Source organism: Tepidimicrobium xylanilyticum (genome assembly GCF_900106765.1).
Lineage (GTDB): Bacteria > Bacillota > Clostridia > Tissierellales > Tepidimicrobiaceae > Tepidimicrobium > Tepidimicrobium xylanilyticum.
The window spans coordinates 245,503-265,412 of the sequence record NZ_FNNG01000002.1; the positions used below are offsets into that span (position 1 = coordinate 245,503).

The 19,910-nt window shown below is 33.1% G+C and carries 23 protein-coding genes; 1 reads left to right on the forward strand and 22 read right to left on the reverse strand.

Going from position 1 to position 19,910, the window contains the following annotated elements:
- Position 1: 1 nt before the first annotated feature.
- The 14 genes from hypB to BLV68_RS03455 all read right to left on the reverse strand — a co-directional run bounded on the left by hypB (position 2) and on the right by BLV68_RS03455 (position 13,127).
- Positions 2-670, reverse strand: coding sequence for a hydrogenase nickel incorporation protein HypB (gene hypB / locus BLV68_RS03395; protein ID WP_093751207.1), 669 nt, complete (start codon positions 668-670; stop codon positions 2-4).
- Between the two features lie 31 nt (positions 671-701).
- Positions 702-1,817: an iron ABC transporter substrate-binding protein gene (locus BLV68_RS03400; protein ID WP_093750911.1), complete on the reverse strand. Its 1,116-nt coding sequence runs from the start codon at positions 1,815-1,817 to the stop codon at positions 702-704.
- A 22-nt stretch (positions 1,818-1,839) separates the two neighbouring features.
- Positions 1,840-2,592 (reverse strand): ABC transporter ATP-binding protein, encoded by a 753-nt coding sequence (locus BLV68_RS03405; protein WP_093750913.1) that lies wholly within the window; start codon positions 2,590-2,592, stop codon positions 1,840-1,842.
- Positions 2,589-3,674 (reverse strand): FecCD family ABC transporter permease, encoded by a 1,086-nt coding sequence (locus BLV68_RS03410; protein WP_093750915.1) that lies wholly within the window; start codon positions 3,672-3,674, stop codon positions 2,589-2,591. The genes BLV68_RS03405 and BLV68_RS03410 overlap by 4 nt, the downstream gene beginning before the upstream one ends.
- 3 nt (positions 3,675-3,677) lie before the next feature.
- Positions 3,678-4,202: an FmdE family protein gene (locus BLV68_RS03415; RefSeq protein ID WP_093750917.1), complete on the reverse strand. Its 525-nt coding sequence runs from the start codon at positions 4,200-4,202 to the stop codon at positions 3,678-3,680.
- 309 nt (positions 4,203-4,511) lie between these two features.
- Positions 4,512-5,519, reverse strand: coding sequence for a DUF5692 family protein (locus BLV68_RS03420; RefSeq protein ID WP_093750919.1), 1,008 nt, complete (start codon positions 5,517-5,519; stop codon positions 4,512-4,514).
- A 412-nt stretch (positions 5,520-5,931) separates the two neighbouring features.
- Positions 5,932-7,185 carry an FAD-dependent oxidoreductase gene (locus BLV68_RS03425; protein ID WP_093750921.1) on the reverse strand — a complete coding sequence of 418 codons (1,254 nt, stop codon included), beginning with the start codon at positions 7,183-7,185 and terminating at the stop codon, positions 5,932-5,934.
- Positions 7,178-8,242, reverse strand: a complete 1,065-nt coding sequence (locus BLV68_RS03430; RefSeq protein ID WP_093750923.1) for a helix-turn-helix domain-containing protein — start codon at positions 8,240-8,242, stop codon at positions 7,178-7,180. Before BLV68_RS03430 ends, BLV68_RS03425 begins: the two co-directional genes overlap by 8 nt.
- A 169-nt stretch (positions 8,243-8,411) precedes the next feature.
- A complete protein-coding gene (locus BLV68_RS03435; protein ID WP_093750925.1) occupies positions 8,412-9,545 on the reverse strand; it encodes an aldo/keto reductase in 1,134 nt (377 codons plus the stop codon).
- 169 nt (positions 9,546-9,714) lie between these two features.
- Positions 9,715-10,059, reverse strand: coding sequence for a GIY-YIG nuclease family protein (locus BLV68_RS03440; protein ID WP_093750927.1), 345 nt, complete (start codon positions 10,057-10,059; stop codon positions 9,715-9,717).
- A 2-nt stretch (positions 10,060-10,061) separates the two neighbouring features.
- On the reverse strand, positions 10,062-10,544 hold the full coding sequence (locus tag BLV68_RS03445; RefSeq protein WP_093750929.1) for a DUF6530 family protein: 483 nt from the start codon (positions 10,542-10,544) through the stop codon (positions 10,062-10,064).
- Between the two features lie 204 nt (positions 10,545-10,748).
- Positions 10,749-10,871 (reverse strand): hypothetical protein, encoded by a 123-nt coding sequence (locus BLV68_RS16080; RefSeq protein ID WP_268807604.1) that lies wholly within the window; start codon positions 10,869-10,871, stop codon positions 10,749-10,751.
- A 27-nt stretch (positions 10,872-10,898) separates the two neighbouring features.
- Positions 10,899-11,885 (reverse strand): sodium ion-translocating decarboxylase subunit beta, encoded by a 987-nt coding sequence (locus BLV68_RS03450; protein WP_093750931.1) that lies wholly within the window; start codon positions 11,883-11,885, stop codon positions 10,899-10,901.
- A 48-nt stretch (positions 11,886-11,933) separates the two neighbouring features.
- The gene (locus tag BLV68_RS03455; protein ID WP_093751209.1) at positions 11,934-13,127 is read right to left on the reverse strand and encodes a CD0519/CD1768 family membrane protein; all 1,194 of its coding nucleotides are present in this window, start codon (positions 13,125-13,127) and stop codon (positions 11,934-11,936) included.
- 254 nt (positions 13,128-13,381) lie between these two features.
- Here BLV68_RS03455 and BLV68_RS03460 point away from each other — a divergent pair, with 254 nt between their 5' ends.
- Positions 13,382-14,269, forward strand: coding sequence for a VIT1/CCC1 transporter family protein (locus BLV68_RS03460; RefSeq protein ID WP_093750933.1), 888 nt, complete (start codon positions 13,382-13,384; stop codon positions 14,267-14,269).
- Between the two features lie 20 nt (positions 14,270-14,289).
- Here the strand turns inward: BLV68_RS03460 and BLV68_RS03465 are convergent, their stop codons facing one another.
- Genes BLV68_RS03465 through BLV68_RS03500 form a run of 8 tightly spaced genes read right to left on the reverse strand, consistent with a single transcriptional unit; the run spans position 14,290 to position 19,908 of the window.
- On the reverse strand, positions 14,290-14,550 hold the full coding sequence (locus BLV68_RS03465) for a cysteine-rich small domain-containing protein (RefSeq protein WP_093750935.1): 261 nt from the start codon (positions 14,548-14,550) through the stop codon (positions 14,290-14,292).
- Positions 14,534-15,271: a precorrin-6A reductase gene (gene cobK / locus BLV68_RS03470; protein ID WP_327192038.1), complete on the reverse strand. Its 738-nt coding sequence runs from the start codon at positions 15,269-15,271 to the stop codon at positions 14,534-14,536. Before cobK ends, BLV68_RS03465 begins: the two co-directional genes overlap by 17 nt.
- A 5-nt stretch (positions 15,272-15,276) precedes the next feature.
- Positions 15,277-16,299, reverse strand: coding sequence for a cobalt-precorrin 5A hydrolase (cbiG, locus tag BLV68_RS03475; RefSeq protein WP_093750937.1), 1,023 nt, complete (start codon positions 16,297-16,299; stop codon positions 15,277-15,279).
- Complete coding sequence (gene cobM, locus BLV68_RS03480; protein WP_093750939.1) at positions 16,296-17,051, reverse strand: precorrin-4 C(11)-methyltransferase; 756 nt, start codon at positions 17,049-17,051, stop codon at positions 16,296-16,298. Before cobM ends, cbiG begins: the two co-directional genes overlap by 4 nt.
- Before the next feature lie 38 nt (positions 17,052-17,089).
- Positions 17,090-17,638 carry a precorrin-6Y C5,15-methyltransferase (decarboxylating) subunit CbiT gene (cbiT, locus tag BLV68_RS03485; RefSeq protein ID WP_093750941.1) on the reverse strand — a complete coding sequence of 183 codons (549 nt, stop codon included), beginning with the start codon at positions 17,636-17,638 and terminating at the stop codon, positions 17,090-17,092.
- Positions 17,625-18,203, reverse strand: coding sequence for a precorrin-6y C5,15-methyltransferase (decarboxylating) subunit CbiE (gene cbiE / locus BLV68_RS03490; RefSeq protein ID WP_093750943.1), 579 nt, complete (start codon positions 18,201-18,203; stop codon positions 17,625-17,627). The genes cbiT and cbiE overlap by 14 nt, the downstream gene beginning before the upstream one ends.
- A gap of 11 nt (positions 18,204-18,214) precedes the next feature.
- Entirely contained in the window at positions 18,215-19,291 is a 1,077-nt protein-coding gene (gene cbiD / locus BLV68_RS03495; RefSeq protein WP_093750945.1) for a cobalt-precorrin-5B (C(1))-methyltransferase CbiD, read from the reverse strand.
- Entirely contained in the window at positions 19,288-19,908 is a 621-nt protein-coding gene (locus BLV68_RS03500) for a precorrin-8X methylmutase (RefSeq protein ID WP_093750947.1), read from the reverse strand. The genes cbiD and BLV68_RS03500 overlap by 4 nt, the downstream gene beginning before the upstream one ends.
- Between the last annotated feature and the right edge of the window lie 2 nt (positions 19,909-19,910).

Genomic DNA, 19,910 nt, shown 5'->3' on the forward strand with positions numbered 1-19,910 from the left:
TCTACTCTTTCCACTTTTTAATCTCATTACGAAGCCAATCTGCCCATTCATCAATTCCCTCTCCTGTTTTTGCAGAAATATGAATGATCGTTATATCTGGGTTTAGCTTCTTGACTCGTTCTTTAACTGCTTCTAAATTGAAATCAAAATAGTCTAGAGTATCAATCTTATTGATTAATAACACATCTACCTTTGAAAACATTAGAGGATATTTTAAAGGCTTATCATCTCCTTCTGGTACGCTTAAAATCATGGCATTTTTGGATGCACCAGTATCAAATTCTGCTGGACATACTAAATTGCCTACATTTTCTAAAATAACAAAATCAATATCTTCAATACCTAAGCCTTCTAAGCCCTGCCTTGTCATTTCTGCATCAAGATGGCACATGCCTCCTGTATGTAGTTGAATTACCTTCGTCCCAGTATCAAAAACTGCTCGTGCATCTACATCTGAATCGATATCTGCTTCTAAAACTCCTATCTTCATCTCTTTCCCAAGGGCTTCAATTGTTCTTAGTACAGTAGAGGTTTTGCCAGAACCTGGTGAAGACATTAAGTTCAATAGGAAGGTTTTATTTTTTTTAAGTTCTTCCCTTAATAGGTCAGCTTGTCTATTATTGTCTTCAAAAACACTCTCCTTGATTTCGATAACTTTGAACTCTCTCACATTTATAACCACCTTTCTTTTAATATTTATTTTATAAGTCAATTTTTTCATATCCACCAAATCTATCTGCCATTATGCTGTATAAAGGTTTACCTAACATAAAGGTGTATATCTCATCCGCTTTTTCTATTACATCGATATCTTTAAATTCATCAGGATATAGTATCTTTCCTAAAAAGTATGCATCTGCTATAGCAGTTTCAATATTGCTATAGTAGGAGGTATGTGGCAGTTGCCCATAAACCCTTCCGTTTTTTACAGCTGAAAGAGAATTATAATAATCAGGATATTTCGAATAATCTTCCTTTACTAAATTTAAACCGTTTTCATCAATTACAATTACATCAGGATCCCATTCTAATAACTGTTCCTTATCGATCATAACAGACCCAGTTTTCCCAAGCTCATCGACAACATTTTTAGCCCTAATAGCATTTAATATTGGAGAATTGCCTAAAGTGCTTTCTATTCCATGCATTCCCTTATAGCTTACTCCACCTATGTATATACTCGGTTTTTTATCTTCTGGAATATTCTTAGTAAGTTCTAAAAGCTCCTTTTTACATCCCTCCATAAAGCCGATTAGTTCCTCTGCTCTATCTGTTCTATCAACTATTTCTCCAATTATCCTTAAGGATTTATACATATCCCCATCAAAAACTGTTGAAACACCAGTTGTAACAACTGCTATGGGTATTCCAGTCTTTTTTTCAAGTTCTTCAATCTCTGCTATATCTAAAATATCTCCTGCAATAATAAGGTCTGGATTTACCTTTATCAGCAATTCTGGATCTGGATTAGCAGGAAATCCTTCGCCTACTAATGGAAGTTGTTCTAATTCAGGATTAGCCAGTATGTAAGGACGGCCGGTTTCTGCAGATTGTTGATTCCTTTCAGCTCCAACAAGTTTTTCAGTACCATTTATATAAGTATAGATTCTTAGTGCAGAACCTATGGCTACTACTCTTTCTACTGGTTTTTCTAAAACAATGCTTCTCCCTGACATATCTATTATTTCAACAGTACCAGCTTTTTTACTAGTTAGGCTTCTGTCATTATTTACCATTCCATCTGATTGATTACAGCTAGTTAAAATCCACATGCTGCTTATTATTAAAACTAATAGGAGGCTTAACTTTTTTCCCACCTTTTAATCTCCTTTCTATATTTTATATAGGAATAATTACGGGAATTCCTTTATAATCTTTTATCACCACTTCAACATCATACACTTGCTTAATGGATTCAGGATTAATAATAGATGCATCTCCAAAATTAAAACATTCACCTTCTTTTAATAGAAGAAATTTATTTGCAAAACGTAAAGCTAAATTCAAGTCATGAATAGTAATTATTGCTGAAATTCTTTTCTTTTTAATAATTTTCTTAATCATATTAAGTACTTCTACTTGGTTTCTCAAATCCAGATTGCTAGTTGGTTCGTCCATTAGTAAAATCTTTGGTTCTTGAACCAAAGCTCTAGCTATTATAACTTTTTGTAATTCACCCCCACTTAACTCATGGATATATCGCATAGAATAATCTTTTAAATCCAACAGCTCCAGTACCTCTTCCACAATTTTAATATCTCTTTGGCCAAGATACCATTTTATATATGGTTTTCTTCCTAGCAAAACCGTATCGAATACCCTTTCTTTAGTAAAATTATGGTTTTGAGGTACATATCCAATGTTTTTTGCTATATCTGACCTTTTTAGCTTAAAACTATCTTTTCCATTTATATATACAGTACCTCCTTGAGGTTCCAATATCCTATTTAAGCACTTTAAAAGGGTAGACTTTCCAGCTCCATTAGTCCCCAGAACTGCTAGACAATCTCCTTCCTCTATTGAAAAGGCTACATTCCGTATAATATCCTCCTTCCAATAGGAAAAACTTATATTGTCAGCTAATAAGCTCATCTAGTGATGTCCCCCTTTATAAGAAAATAAAGGAATAATGGTGCTCCAATAAAGGATGTAACAGCTCCTACTGGTAACACTTGTGGAGATAATACCACCCGAGCCAATGTATCAGATATAAGCAATATTAAAGATCCCATAATTGCCGATGCGGGTATAAGATATCTATTATCACTGCCAACTATCTTTCTCGTTATCTGAGGGCATACTAAACCTATAAAACCTATTGTGCCTAAAAAAGATACAGTAACAGCAGTTAGAATTGACGCCATGACCATTCCACCAAATCGAATTCTTTCCACATCTACTCCTAAACTTTTGGCAGTTTCATCTCCAGTAGCCAACACATTATAATCCCATCTATGGCTCATAAAATAGACAACAGCTATGAAAACCACAATCCCCATGATTGCAATTTCTCTCCAAGATGCTCTACTCAGATCTCCAAAAGTCCAAAAGATTGCAGCAGCAACTTTAGTTGTATCGCTAGAAAAATATTGAAGAATTATTATACCTGCTGAAAAAAGTGAGTTTAATGCCGTTCCTGCCAGAATAATACTGTAGATTGTGAAATGACCAATTGTAGATAAGAAAATAATTAATAAAGTAGATAATATTGAAAAAATGATTGCACAAATCGTTACCATATAAGGGTTGTTAATTTGAATCTCTCCCAAGCCTATGTTAACAATGGTACCAGCTCCTAATAGAAGGATTGCTACATTTGCTCCAAAAGCAGCAGCATTTGATACTCCAAGGATAGAAGGGGATGCTAATGGATTTCTTAAATTATTTTGCATGATACACCCTGCCAGCGACAATCCAATACCAGAAATTATACCTGATACTATCCTAGGCATACGAATATTTCGTACAATAGAAATAGATTTGGAATCACTTAATCCTAATATGGCCAAGATCGCTTCCTTAGGGCTAATGTTAGATGCCCCAGCATTTATAGCTAAAAAAAATGCGATTACTTGTAAAATAATCAAGAGAATAATTATTGCTTTATTTCTAATCAAATATTCATTATATAAGGCGTTTTGATATGATGCTTTATTGCTTTTTGTAATATTCATAATTTACCAACCTCTTGAATATTCTTTATAGCAATCTAGACAAACTTTCTTTCCATCTTGAAGACGTATTTTATTTTCAGAGGCTCCCTCATTACATACTTCACATATAACAGTATTAAATTTTCTTGCTTTGTCTGGCAATTCTATACTAATCCACTCTATCTTAAATAAATCTTCTGCTGGTCCCTTTAATATATATTCTTGTCTTTCATGTCTTTCCATTTGGAGATCATCATGTTTTAGTAGTAATCTTAATGCCTTATCATTTTTTCTGCTTATGAAGGTAAAAGCCATCTTTCCAGTACCTTTTAAGATCAAATTGCCTTTTCCTAGAGTACAGCCCGTTACATATTGAACCGCATCCACACCACAGGCATCATTTTCTGTTATACATACAATTTCTTCATCTTGTGAAAAATTTAATTCCATCTTCTCCATTGCTATTTGAGATGCCCTAAATCCAATAGCTAATCCTGGACATTCATGCCCATGAAACCTTACACATTCATACCATAATTTCTGATTCATTTTACTCCCCCTCAATGATTTAATCTAAATAAAGGAATTTATTAGGAATTGTTATCATTTTATCAATTAAATTGTAGCTAATATTAAAAATAGTGTCAAACTTTGTAAACCTTGTTTTTTCTTGCTTTGCACTCATTTTGTTTCATGTTTAGTTTACACTAAAAAAAAAATGTATGCCTTAGGTCAACTTGTATTTTGAAGGATATAGATATATTATTGTTAACTTTACTCGAATGTAAAATAAAGTGAAATTTAAAAGAAGTAAAATACCCCTTACTAAATGATCGATTTAGTAAGGGGTAGAATTTGTTAAGATATAAATTGAGAATCAAGGATTGAAGGTTCACCAAGGGCTTTGATCTTTTTATATCCAGACAAATCTGTATATAATTCTCCCAGATATGGATTTCTTTTAGTAACTTTTACTTTATAGATCATATAAATGAATACAGCTACATTAGCAATTAATGCAAGAAAACTTACAGTAAGATATATGTTAGGATTATATGTGGATATTACCATGTATTTCCCTTGATCTTGGAAATTTGGAAAAGTTTGAGCAAACATACACCAAATAGCCAATGTATGGGCCCTATGTTGTAGCCATGCTCCTTTTCCTAATGTAAAAGCACATAGAGTTGGTGCCAACAATAATGCTAAACCGCAATACCATGAATGGCCAGGTAAACAATTATATGTATAAGCAAAATTCCATAAATCATAAGCAATTATCCAAAACCACATCATATCAGGCCAAAGCATATCCTTGCTCTTATCCTTTTCAGTTTCTTTTCTAATAATAATCCCAAACCATCCAGTAATGGTTATAATATTTAGTATACCTGCAATAGCATTCATATAATTCCATGAGCCACTCATCATAATTTGACCTTCAAATAACTCCTTATTAAGTCCAAGATTACCTATTTGAATATCTCGAATTACAGCTTCTAGAATATTAATAGCAAGAATTAGTGGAGGGAAGATTAATGCTGACTTTTTTTCGCAAAGGCGCCATTTCACTTCCCCAGTAACTTTATCTTTTTTCTCATAATGTCTAATAAACCAAAAGCCTATACAACCTGCAGTAGCAGAATAAACTTTTGCCAAGTGAAACCAATCAGTATAGGTTGTATCTTTCAACACAGTAAACCAAAGTATGGACAAAAATACTGGTAGGACTATAAAGCTAATAAATGCACCTATTTTAGACCTTCTTGAAAACTCATTAAATAAGAATAACCCAATAAGGACTAAAAACCACATTCCCCAAGCTGAAAATAGAGTTGCACCTTCAGCATAATTGAATGTAAACATAGACAATCCTCCTCAATAAACGATATACATCAATAACTAATACTTTACATTACCTGTTGAATTTTATCACCACCTTTTTATTATAAACTTATAATATATTCTTTCATAAACCATGGGTTAAAATGAAACAATATTGGATAGTAGAGTTCGTTATTATTTTATCAAGTTTAATTGTAGCTAATGATCCGTGAAGTGTCAAAATTGTAAATCCTTGATAATATCAAAGTTATATAAATTTTATTTCAAGTTTTATTAACATATATGATTCTATATATATTTGGTTTTATCTATGTTTATAGAGATATAATTTAATAATTATATAAAGTTTACTTGAATGTAAAATATATTTGATCATTTCTGAATTATCTTACTTTAGGTATGATAAAGTAAAACCTCCCGACTATAGGAGGTTTTAAAAAAATCTTTCTAATATATATTCTGAGTATTGTATACTGTTTTCTATTGAGAGTATACTCATAATTTCACCGGCCAAGAAAACATTGTTTTTCCCTTGCATAGCATCCATCTTATCATAAAATCCTTGTTCTAAAACTTGAGTATCTACATAGGGACAATGTTTCCACTGCTTAGCCTGATATAATCTTGGATTTTTTATACCCAATCTTGATAAGTCTTCCTTTATGTAGTCTAATGCAGATTTGTCAGAATTTTCAGGCGGATTATATGCATATAGTATTACCATCCCTTCATTTCCAGTGATGTTCCATCTAGCATCCCATATGGTAATATGGCCTCGTCTATCAGGTGATAAGTTATCCAATATACAACCACAACCTTTAGGAACATTGTCTACAATAAATGCATATACATTGAAATACTGGTATTTTATGCTCTTAAGGAATTTTTTCATTTCCTCATCCCAAAAATCTAAATCAGAAAATTGGTCTAAAGGTGAAGTAATAATTACCTTGTTGAATTCCAATCTTTCAAAGGGGGTCTCAATCCACAAAGTATCTCTATCAGATAGCTTTATATCTATTACTTCTTGTCCAAGTCTAATATCCTTTATTCTATTTGCCAAACTTTCTGCTAATATGGAAACCCCTCTTTCCCATGTGTAAAATTGAGGAATATCCATAAAACACATCAAATGGCTATAGTTCATGATTCTCAATACATAAAGGGCAGGTACTTCATTAATATTTCCTAATCCAAATATGGTGAAATAATGTACATAAACAGTTTTTAACACTTTAAAATCGTGTAGATCACACCATTTTGAAAAAGGTAGCATAAGAGCAGGTTCTATATTTTTTATATTAGGATTTTTTAAAGATTTATAGGCATCTAATATATTAGGTAATCTTTGGATTTCTTCAATAAATCCATGTAAATCCTTCTTCGGTATTGGTATTATTTTTTCTCCATCAGCATTATAATTGGTTCGTGATAGTTTAGGCCCATCAGCTTTAATATTTAGTCTATTCATCAGAGCTCTAAGATTTGAATAAGAGGGGAGCCCAAAAATAGCACCTAATTCATATGACCTTCCCTTATACCATATAGTATATAACTTACCTCCAAGACGTACATTCTTTTCAAAAAGGGTTACATATTTATATCCTTTGTGCTGCAGACCTTCTGCTAGTACAAGTCCAGAAAGGCCTCCACCTATAACAGCTATCTTACAATCATTTTTACTCATCCTTTACACCTCGTCGTGGAGAATTTATCAATGCTAAAAGCCAAAGAGGCAGCGTATCCAAATCCGTACCGTTTTCTATGGCTCTGTCAAGAACTGCTTCTGCAGGTGTTTTCCCTTCGTTTGGGCCTTCGGAAATTACATTTGTAAAGTTATACTCTCTCATAAAACTATTGATCCTATTTTCTACTTTTATAAAGGAATCCAGTTTTTCATTTATTAGAATCTTATTGTAAAACTCTTTAACTAAAAATTCATTGAATTCCCTTATACCGTTAAATATATCGGTTTCATCTGAAGATATAAATAAATGGTTTATGTTGTATTCTTCTATAATCGAATTATGCTTATCTCCTTTTACAAAATAGGGCAAAAACTCTCTTTCTCTTTCAGTAACTAGATTTTCAATAGTCAAATTGAATGTATCCAATAGATATACCAATTTAACCTCAAAATAGTGCCAGATATCTATATCTTGTTTTCTATTGTATAGCTTCACTTCCGCCCATTTTGAAGTAGTATCATAAAAACAATATTGATAAATCCTACCGATACCATCAAAAGTACCCATAAAATCTATTCTTTGAATCACCAAATATCCTGGATATCTTTTTTCTACATCAATAAATTTAGGTATTTTTTTATATAAACTCCTATTAGTTCTATTGGACAATGTTCTATTCTTAGAATATTCTATTCTCTGCTCTTTTTTACTTAGATTATTGCGTTTCAACACATTATATATTCCTGTCTCCCCAACATTGATTCCTTCACTTTTTAACTCATAGTAAATACGCCTAGGACCATCTTCAGGATATTTTTCCACATAAGCTAATATATCTCGTTCAATAGTTTTTGAAACCTTATTTGGCATTTTTGGTTTTTTTGGTTCCTTATTTTCTAATCCAGCAATGCCAAACTTCTGATAAGCAGCTTTCCAATTATAAAAAGTAGTCCTTGAAATTCCAAATAATTCACACGTTTTTGAGATATTATTGCCTTTTAAAGCATGTTGTAATATCCTATACTTTGTATGAGCATTAAATCCTTGAGTTTTCATTCAATAACCCCCAACAATTAATTCCATACAACTGGTCTCTATTTGCTTCTACAAAATATACCTTTATTTTTTATTCTACAAAAACACTATTTTACCTTCTTTATTTCTAATTTTATAAAAAACCTCCCTGTAATGAATATTACACGAGAGGTTGAAATTTTAAGATGCATTAATCAGCCAATACCAAGTGAGCCTGTCTAAGGTGTTCTCTTATTTCAAGGCCTTGAGGGCAGAGAGCTTCGCACTTTCCACATTCCATACACTTAGATGCATCCTTACCATTTTCGATATAGGATTTATATAGCCTTTTGGAGTTTACTTCTGTTCCAAATACGTATATATCGTTATACAATTGAAATATATATGGAATATTAACATTTACCTCACAAGGAAGACAGTATTCACATCCGGTACATCCCACTTTTACCTTTTGTCCATAAATTTCCGTTACCTTATCTATTAATTGAATCTCTTCTTCAGTTAAAGAATTAGGAGTTGCATTTGATACAGTTGCTATATTCTCTTTAACTTGATCCAATGTACTCATTCCACTCAACAAAACGGATACCTCCTCATGGTTTAACACCCATCTAAGGGCCCATTCAGCAGGAGTTCTCCTGGTCTCACTTAAATCCCATACCGATTTTATTTCACCTGATGGGTTTGTTAGTTTCCCTCCTTTAATAGGCTCCATTATAACTACGGATATACCTTTATTATAGGCAAATTTAAGCCCTTCTTCTCCAGCTTGATAACTCCTATCCAAGTAATTTAACTGTATCTGGCAAAAATCCCATTCATAGGAGACGATGATTTCTTTGAATACATCTAACTCATCGTGGAAGGAAAACCCTACATATTTAACCCTGCCACTTCTTTTGGCATTCTCTAAAAATTTAAAAACATCTAGACTTTTTAGATTGTCCCAAAATTCCTTATTCAAAGTATGTAAAAGATAGAAATCAATATACTCCGTATCAAGCTTTTTAAGCTGTTCATTTAAGTATTTATCAAAATCTTCATAGTTTTTTATTAACCAGCTAGGAAGTTTTGTAGCCAGATAAACCTTATCCCTATATCCATCTTTTAAAGCCTTACCAACCATATATTCGCTATTTCCTTGGTGATAATTGTAGGCTGTATCAATATAATTAACTCCATGGTCTATCGCATATCTTAGCATTTCTATGGTTTTTACTTCATCTATTTTGCTCGAATCATTATCAAGTGTTGGAAATCGCATACACCCAAACCCTAGAGCTGATACTTTAATGTTGTCCTTGGTAAAACTTCTATATTGCATAATATCCCCCTTTAGTTAAAATATAATTGTTTTATAAATCACAAAAACATTATTTTGTACTATTATTATACAATAAATATTTAGCATAACGAAAAAAAATTCCCTTTATTTTTATAAATAAAGAAAACTTTCCTAACTAAGCTTCAAAGTCATTAATACTTAGAACAAACTAATAAAACTCAATGCCCTCATTTAACAGTTTCTCCTTGCAAACCATTTTAAGTATTTCTAATTCCTCACTGTAATCAGTTTTGGACTCATCTTCATCATACTCGAGCTTTTCCAATATTTTAATTATAAAGCTACTTTCTCCGTATTCCTTCCAGTCCATTTGTAATTCTTTATTGGGATGATTGCCAAAATTTAATTTAAATTGGATACTATTAACAGTAGCTTTTAGATTATTAGAAGATTCTACAAAACATTTATTACTATAGTTGGATTTTATGATAAATACTCCCATATGTGGTTTCATCATCTTATATTGTTCTTTTAATTCCTTTTTTCTATCCATACTTAATAGCCCATCTCCTTTAATATTCTGGATAATGTACGTAAGCGCTCCCCTATAAGCTCATCATCATCGCTAAGAGCTTGCCTAAATAGCTTAATATCCTCATCAATTTTTTCATTATCTGTACACACGGCTAATGTCATAGCATCTCCTTGTAACCCTATTCTATCTATTATGGGGCTATTTGCATCATATAATTTTCCCATTTTATAAGCATCCTCCTGAAAATACTGCTTAGTTTTGCAAATAAAAATTGCCAAATCAAGTACTCTATGAAGTGGTAGTTCTTCAGATTGTCTAGACCATTTGCCTCCCGTATGCCTCCAAACTTTAGCAGAAATATCCACTTTTCCCCTATCATTCCACTGGGCTAATCCTAACGAAAGACCCTTGGCATCAGAATTATAAGCATATCTTCCATCAACATTCTCATAGTTTTCGGATACAATCACTGGTTTATGTTTTAACGTAGTTGGTATTTTCAATATTCTCCCCTCCTCAAATTTAAGTTTTAGTAAATTAGTAATCTACTAATTTACTAAAAAATAATACCCTATTTTAATATTCTTGTCAATGCATGTGAAATAAATCCTTAAAACAAAAAACACCTTTAGCCAATTTAGTTATATAAATTAACTAAAGATGTTTTCGTTTACAATAATCTATTGCAGCTTACTTCTCATATCTTATTAATTTGTGAATACCTTTCTCAAAACCCCTATACCAAAATATATTATTACCATGGCAAAAAAAGTACTGCCAAGTCCATATGCTCCAATAGGCAATTTCTGTAAAAAAGCATCTATATTCATACTATTCCTCCTATGCTTAACTTTAACCTATAATATTTTGCTTACCAGATTAATTATAAATCCACCAGCTATTACCGAGTCTATTTGACCCGTTACGTTTGCACCTACTGCATATATTAAAAGAAAATTATGGGGGTTCTCTTGAATGCCCATCTTATGCACAACTCTAGCTGACATAGGAAAAGCTGAAATTCCTGCAGCCCCCACCATTGGATTAATATTCTTCTTGCTGAACAAGTTGATAATCTTAGCAAAAAGAACTCCGCCTACCGTATCAAATACAAAGGCAATCAATCCAAGGCATAATACCATGAGGGTTTCTTTCGTTAAGAAAAGTTCTGCTTGCATTTTAGTTGAAATAGTAATTCCTAAGAATATGGTTATAAAGTTTGCAAGGACATTTTGTGCGGTCTCGGACAGGGAGTTTAAAACTCCACATTCCCTAATTAAATTACCAAACATCAGAAATCCGATTAAAGCCACAGATTTTGATGCCATTATACCTGCTATGATGGTTACCAAAATTGGAAATAGTATTTTAGCCGTTTTAGAAACATCTTCCCTCCTAGCTTCCATCCTTATAAAGCGTTCTTTTCTGGTAGTCAGCTTTTTAATTACAAAAGGCTGAATTATTGGAACTAAGGCCATGTAAGAATAGGCTGCAACTACAATAGCTCCTATATAGTTTGAATTAAAATAGTTGGCCACAAATATTGAAGTAGGACCATCTGCTGCTCCAAAGAATAACATCTTTGGGTTGGTTAACAAAGGCGTAAAATCAATCATTGCACCAATTCCTATGAATAGCAATAAAGGAAACAGTTCATTAGATATACCAGCATCAAATAATACATCTATAATCTCTATCTCCTTTACTCCATCAATTACTTGAGTTACTGCACCAGATGAGGGTAGATTAACTAATATGGTTCCAAACCCTATAGGTAGCAGTAAAGTTGGTTCCATATCTTTTTTGATTGCAAGATAAATCAATATCCCGCCTATAATCCACATAACTAGATAAACTAATAAACCGAATATAAATAAGTATTTTTCAACTTCTTACATAAATATAGTTACTAACTTGAATATCCAATTTGCTGCAATTCCTGCAATTATTCCACCTATGGTATGACTAAGTATTGCCCTTCCTGTTAAGTTTCTAAAATTTAATCCATCCATCATAGCCACGTGAGTGCTTAAATAGCCACTCCAACACATGCACATAGCTGTAAATACTGCAACATCATGGGCATAAGCTAGTCCTGCTTTAACCATATTAGCAGCTATTCCAATGGCAGCTCCAGCTGCTCCTAAAGCTGTAATAGGTACGGAAATAGCAGCTGAAGATGTAAATCCAAATAGGGGTTTAATTATAAAGCTTAACTTTTCACCAATCCAAGGAAATAGGCCTATTCCTTCATAGGCTCCTCCAGTATAGATGCCAGTTTCCAAAGGCCCGTTAGATAACATCATAACAATGCTGCATATAATTAGTACTCCCGGAATGATTGCAAAACCCACCTTAACGCCAGAAGCTCCTCCTTCCAATACTGCGTCCATTAAACGCTCTGCAATATTACCTTCTCTTACCTCCCTGAACTCCACTATATCATAATCATCTCCATCAAATTCTTCTGCCTCTTCATCAATTCCATATATTTTTTTGGTATGTAAAAGCATTAGTCGAACAGATACAATACTTCCAATTATGGCTCCAATATTACCAATTAGTACTGGCAGAATAAAGCTTTCTCCACTATAACTTGGTATTCCCATCATGAAAATAGAAACTATCAACCCCATTCCAAACGATGTCCCCAGATTAGTTAGTGCAGGCATCTGATATTTCTTAAAATACCTACGAAATCTTCTGTCTTCTGCTAAAGTTAATATAGCGGGATTGTCAGATAAATATGTAGTGAACACACTGATAACGCTTGCCCCAGGTAGACCATAAAGAGGTTTCATTAAGGATGATAACAATTTGTTTGCCAGGGAAATAACTCCAAATTCCGTTAGTATACTCCCTATAGCCCCTGCTACTACAGCTATGGCCATTATCCGAAATACAGTGCTCATTAAAAGGTCATAAGCAGTGTTTAAAAGGGTGTTTATTGCATTTATAAGACCCATTTTGTACCCTAAAACTCCAAAGAATAAAATAAGTGCTATTAAACATACAAACCCTTCTATACTAACAGCTCTTTTCAAATTCCTATTGGAATTAGATTTTGCATCATAATTAGAGCCCATATTCTCAATGTTTCCCATAGAATGATTCTGCATCCATTCACACTCCTCTTTTAATAATTGATAAAAGAAAGCAAACTTATGCTTACTATGCAACTATTATTATATATTATTTTTTTACAAATATTTATTTTTTCAATATTTAAATAATTGAAAGCCCTCTTTAGTTAAACTTGACAATATTATATCATTGTTGTATATTTGCCTTGAGTCTGCTTATTTAGAGGATTTCTGATACTGTTATAGGAGGTGTAAACATGGAAACTGATTCTAAAATATCAAAAAAAACATCACAAACCATTCTTAAACTCCAGCAAAACGAGATTACCGAACATGCTATCTACATGAATTTAGCCAAGAGAGTTAAAAAACAAGGGGATAGAGAAATACTTCAGCGTATTGGAAGGGAAGAAGGAATGCATAGTAAGCTATGGAGCAAATATACCAAAAGAGAACTTAAACCACAAAAGTTAAAAGTTACTATATATTCATTATTAAGCATAATACTAGGATATACTTTCGTCATTAAATTAATGGAAAAAGGAGAAGTAGTATCTCAAAATAGCTATGCACTGCTGACTAAAGAGGTTCCTGAAGCTCATAAGATATATCTCGATGAACAGAAACACGAAGAAGCTCTCATAAATATGCTAGATGAAGACCGCTTGCAATACGTTGGTTCCATGGTTTTAGGATTAAATGACGCATTGGTAGAGTTAACTGGAACTCTGGCAGGATTGAGTTTTGCTCTGCAAAACAATAAATTAGTAGCTTTATCCGGACTAATTACAGGAATATCGGCAACATTGTCAATGGCATCATCTGAATACTTATCTGCTAGATCCGAAGGCAATGCCGATGCTAAAAAATCCGCCCTATATACTGGAGTAATGTATATCGTTGCAGTAATATTGTTAGTATTACCATATCTAATATTCCCAAACAGCAAATACATACACGCTTTAGTTACCATGTTAATAATAGTAGTACTAATAATATTATCTTTTACCTATTATATATCAGTAGCAAAAGACTTGCCCTTTAAGAAGAGATTTTTAGAAATGGCTACAATAAGCCTTTCTGTAGCTGGATTATCCTTTATAGTTGGTATACTAGTTAAGAAATTCTTAGGTATAGATATTTAATGGGATGGCTAGCCATCCCATTATGTATTCGTTCTCCTTTTTTGCTTGTTTATTTCCATTATTTTTTCATTTATATAGTCATAACCCCTTGGACTGTGAGGTATTAAGCAGTCAGTGCAGTCCTTTATTCCATTATTGTCAAAGTAGTTTCCCCCACATTCTTCCAAAAAATATAGGGGACAATAACAGAACAAGCAATTAAAATTTTCTTCATCTTTTACATTATGACAAGGAAAATATTCACAATCGATGTTTCTATAGAATCTATAGGAATTTTTCATCCTTATGCCTCCTTATTATTTCTTCTATGGCATCCAAGTTGTCATATCCTTCTTCCATTTCCCTCCCTACTACAATCGGAATTATTCCTAACTCTTCACAGGCCTTTATTTTTTCTAAGGTGCCTCCTTCGTCTCCGCTATCCTTCATAACTACATAATCTACCTGATACTCTTTAAACATGGCTTTATTAAAATCTTTAGTAAATGGCCCTAAAACTGCAACTATATCCCTTAGTTTAATATCATATTTCCTACATATTTCGATACTTTCCAATGCTGGAAGTACTCTATAGATGAATCTATTTTCACCTCGTATATTTTCAAAATCCCCTATATTCTTTGACCCTGTAGTAAAAAATATCGTTCCTTGCAATTTAGAAATATAGTCATAGGCTTCTTCATAATTTTTTAAATATATGGCCTTAGTTTTAGGACCTACTTTCCTTCTAATATATCTTATATACCTTATATCCTTTTCTGCAGCTACTTTCTTTGCATTTTCTGTAACTTCCTCTGCATAAGGATGGGTTAAGTCGACTATTAAAGATATGTTGTTTTTAGCAATAAATTTTACCATATCCTTATAGCCCATTCTTCCAATATGAAGGTTTGAACCTTGGATAAACTCCTTCCCACTAACCGTCGCAACGGTAATAACAAAATTTTCTAAATCCTTTATTCTATCTATAAGCTTTCTAGATTCACTGGTTCCACCTATTATTCAAATCATTCTTTGTAAGCCTCCTTTGCTATGGATAAGGTTATCCCATCTTTTTTGATTTTTGCAGCTAACATCTTTCCACCTAATAGGTAAGCAGAGGGTTCTGATACCGAGTATACTCCTATGGTTTCCTTTACAAAATGGGATTTTGGAAATTTATCCTCAATCTCTTTTATTTCCTCCAAGGAAAAAATTTTTAAAGGACAATTAAAGTAATTACAAGCTTCTATTATACCGGTTTCTCCCCTTTTTACTTCTACAGTTCCTATTGTCTTAATTCCTTTAGGTGATAAACTCAATCGGCCCAATGTATTTTCAATTAACTCTATTATTCTTTTCCCTTCTACATTCTTTCTACAGCCAATGCCTATATTTATATTTTTAGGTATAAGAAGACAGTATTTATTAGAAGGAATTTTTATCCCTGTTTTAGAACTTACTATAATAATTCCTTCAATGGAAGGGTCTATATCTTTAGGATTGCTTAATATTGTTAAATTGTCGTAGTCAATAATTTCTTCCATTTCTGAATAAAAACCTACTTTACTTCCATTTACCATCATGGCAGTAATTTCCTTTATACTATCCTTATTTTCCATATGATAATTGTTTTTTATGGCAAAAAGGTCTATGGATTCTATATCCCTGTTATCTGAAGCAGTAGTAATAACGGGAATAGCTTTTAAAGTGCTTCCTACCCATTGGGCTAATTCATTAGCGCCCCCTATATGCCCTGATAAAAGGCTAATAGCAAATTTGCCCCCATCATCTACTACAACTACAGCGGGATCTTGAGTTTTATCTCTAATGTAGGGCTTCATAAATCTAACAGCAATGCCTGTAGCAGATATGAAAATTAAGCCTTCATATTCCTTTACTAAATAAGGCATTATGGATTTTACACCTCCATTGATTTCGTTATTAATAAAGTGATAAATAGTGTATCTATTTGCCCTAGAACTTAATTTTACTAATTTATTCCCTATTTCTTTTCCCCTTTGAGTAAAGGATACACAGGCAATTTTCATTTAGAGGCCTCCCTATATTCATGTGAAAAAGATGGGTCATACAGTTTAGATCTTTCATATTCTCCTTTTATAAAATCCCCTACTAGTATTAAGGCTGTTTTAGTAATTCCTGCCCTTTCTACCTTTTCTTTTATATCCTTTAGAGTTCCAATAATTATTTTCTCATCTTCCCAAGTAACCTTGTACACTACTGCCACTGGCACATCTTCTCTTCCATAACCCTTTTTTAACTTTTCTACTAGCCTATCCATATATCTTACCGATAGAAATAAGGCCATTGAAGCCTTATGTTTGGCAAGTAGTTCTAAACTCTCTTCTTCTGGTACTTTGGTTTTTCCTTCTATTCTTGTTAGAATAATAGTTTGGCTTACATTAGGCAGTGTAAACTCCCTTTTTATGGCAGAACAAGCAGCAGTAAAGGAACTAACGCCAGGAATAACTTCATAATCTATACCTTTTTCATCTAATAAATCCATCTGTTCCCTTATAGCTCCATAGATAGTAGGATCTCCTGTATGTAGCCTTACTACTTTTAATTCTTTTCTTGCTGCCTTCTCCATTTTGTCTACTATTTCCTCCAAAGTCATGGAAGCACTATTGTATATTTCACAAGAATCTTTACAACATTTCAAATGATCCTTCGATACCAAACTCCCTGTATAAATGACCATATCTGCTTCTTGAAGTAGCTTTCTTCCTTTAACAGTTATTAAATCTGTATTTCCAGGTCCTGCACCTACAAAACTAATCATTTATTGTCCTCCTTCCTAAGTAAAGGAATTTGCTATATTTATCTTTTAACTCCTTTTACTATGAATATGGGGTTATTTCCTCTCATAAGTCCTATATGATCCATATAGGAAGATTGGATAAGCTGAACTTCAACATCAATATATCCATAATCCTTTAATAACTGGAGAAAATGGTTTAAATTTTTTAGAGTTACAAAATTGGCACATAGTATGCCTTCTAGTTCCAAATGATCCTTTAAGTATTCAAATATGTTTTCTAACCTGCCATCACTACCTCCTAGGAAACACTTATTAAACTTTATATTGGGTAAGGCATCGGGCGCTTCCCCGTGGATTAAATCTAAATTTACATTAAATTTGCTTTTGTTTTCTTTTATAATATCTATAGCTTCTTTATTCTTTTCTATGGCCCAAACCCTTGCTCCTTGTAAGCTTGCTTCTATGGATATGCTTCCTGTACCTGCACCAATGTCTAGTAGCCTGTCTCCTTTTTCGATGGATAAATAAGCCATAGTAAGCACTCGAATATTGAACTTAGTCAGGGGAACTTTCCCACGTATAAATTCTTCATCTCTAATCCATCTCATTCTCTATCACCACCACAGCTAAAGGAGAAATATCATCTATTTTTTCTCCTACTTCCTTCTTTATTATTTTTTCATCCTCATAAGAAAGATTGAATCCTGTATATATCCTACCTTTTATTCCTACTTCATATAATCTATTAGAAATTTTAGAAGGAGTATTTTCTTCATCGGTAAGAACTATAGATAATTTATGATCTTTCACAGTTTCTAAGTTTCCATCCCTTCCATGCAAAGATATAAAATTTGCCTCATGCCAGCTTTTATAAAGTCTTGCCATCATATATTGGAAAGATGATATCCCAGGCATTATCTTCTCAATCTTTATATTCCTTCCCTTAAGATATTCAACAATTCCATAAAAACAAGGGTCTCCTGAGGCTAGTATCAAAATATCATCATATTCTTTAAGAAAATAATCTATATGAGTAACCTTATTTATGGTTTTTATATCCTCTCTAATATGCTTTAATGAACTAGAAACCCTTCCAAAGGCTACCACCTTATCAAACTTTTTTATTGCCTCCTTTACTTCCACAGTTAAATACTTAGGATTTCCGGGACCTATGCCAGCTACTACTACCCCATATTAAACCCCCTTTCCATAGAATAGATAATTACCTTTATCGGATAATCTTCATCTTTAAGATATCGTTTAATCCTTTCTTCCGCTCCTTTTTCCATGTCCTCTACAATACTCCCATACCCTGCTTCAATACAAAGATTTAATCCTTCCTCAGCTGTCAAACAATTGTTTACACTTTCTAGTAAGGACTTAGGTGCTCCTTTTAAAGATAGATAATAGATAAAAGCTTCCATCCGTGCATCAGAAACACTGCTATGTGTATTAAATATTCCTATTGATAGTTTGGCGAACTTTCCTATATGCCCTACTAAGGTCATAGATTTGAACCCTTTACTGTATATATAGAGAATACTATCTCCAATAAAGTTGGAAACCTTTACTATACCACCCTTTAGCCCTAAGGATTTTGCCAGTTTTTCTCCATAATTCCCAGGCACTAAAACTATTTTCTCCTTGCCATATTTATCTTCTACAGCATCTACTTCCATGTATATGGTCTTTATCAACGCTTCTTGAGACATGGGATATACTATGCCTTTAGTACCTATAATGGATATGCCACCTTTAATTCCAATATTTTCATTATAAGTCCTTTTACCAATATCTTCTCCTTGTGGAGCATAGATCAACACATTATAACCTTTAGGGGAAATCTTTCTTATTTCTTCTTTTATCATTCTTTTAGGAACGGGGTTTATTGCAGCTTCTCCGACTTTTCCAAACAATCCCTTCCTGGTAATCCTTCCTATGCCTGTTCCTCCATCTATGAATATCTCTGCATCTTCCCTTTTTTCCACCTGGGCATATATTTTAATCCCATCTGTTACGTCCGGGTCATCGCCACTATCTTTTATTACTGAACAGGAAGCTTTACCCTTTTCAATCCTAGGATCGCTTATTTCAAGTTTTAACTTTACTCCTGCTGGAGTATCTATTTCAACATATTTGGGAATTTTACCAGTTTCAAGCATAAACACTGCTGCCTTACTAGCTGCGGCAGCACAGGAACCAGTGGTATAACCACATCTTAGTCTTTTTCCATCCTTTATTACATACATATCTAATTTCATCTTATTTCCACCATGTATAATAGAGCATTGATAACAGATGCAGCTACATTACTCCCCCCTTTTGTGCCTATTGTAGAAAGGGAAGGAATATTAAACTCCCTTAAATACTCTTTTGACTCGGCTGCTCCTACAAAACCTACTGGAACTCCTACTACAAATTTAGGACTAACTTTTCCTTCCTTTACTAATTCCAATAATCTAAATAAGGCTGTAGGTGCATTTCCTATTACAAACATATCTATTCCTTCCTCTACAGCTAGATCTACAGCTGCTTGGGAGCGAGTAGTATTTAATTCTTTAGATAGAGCATAGGCTTTTTCACCATCAATAAAGCATTTTAGACTACATTTGGTCTTAGACAAGGCTCTCTTATTTATTCCCATATAGGCCATTTTACTATCAGTAAATATAACTCCCCCTTCTTTTATGCTGTCCAGAGCCTTCCTGACGAAATTCCCCCTAAAATCAATTATCTTTCTGTACTCAAAATCGCCTGTAGTGTGAATCATCCTCTTTACTATTATCTTCTCTTCCGAAGTAAAGGCTGTATCCTTCATTACTTCCTCTATAATATTCATGCTTTTATTTTCTATTTCCATTGGATTTTTTATATACATAG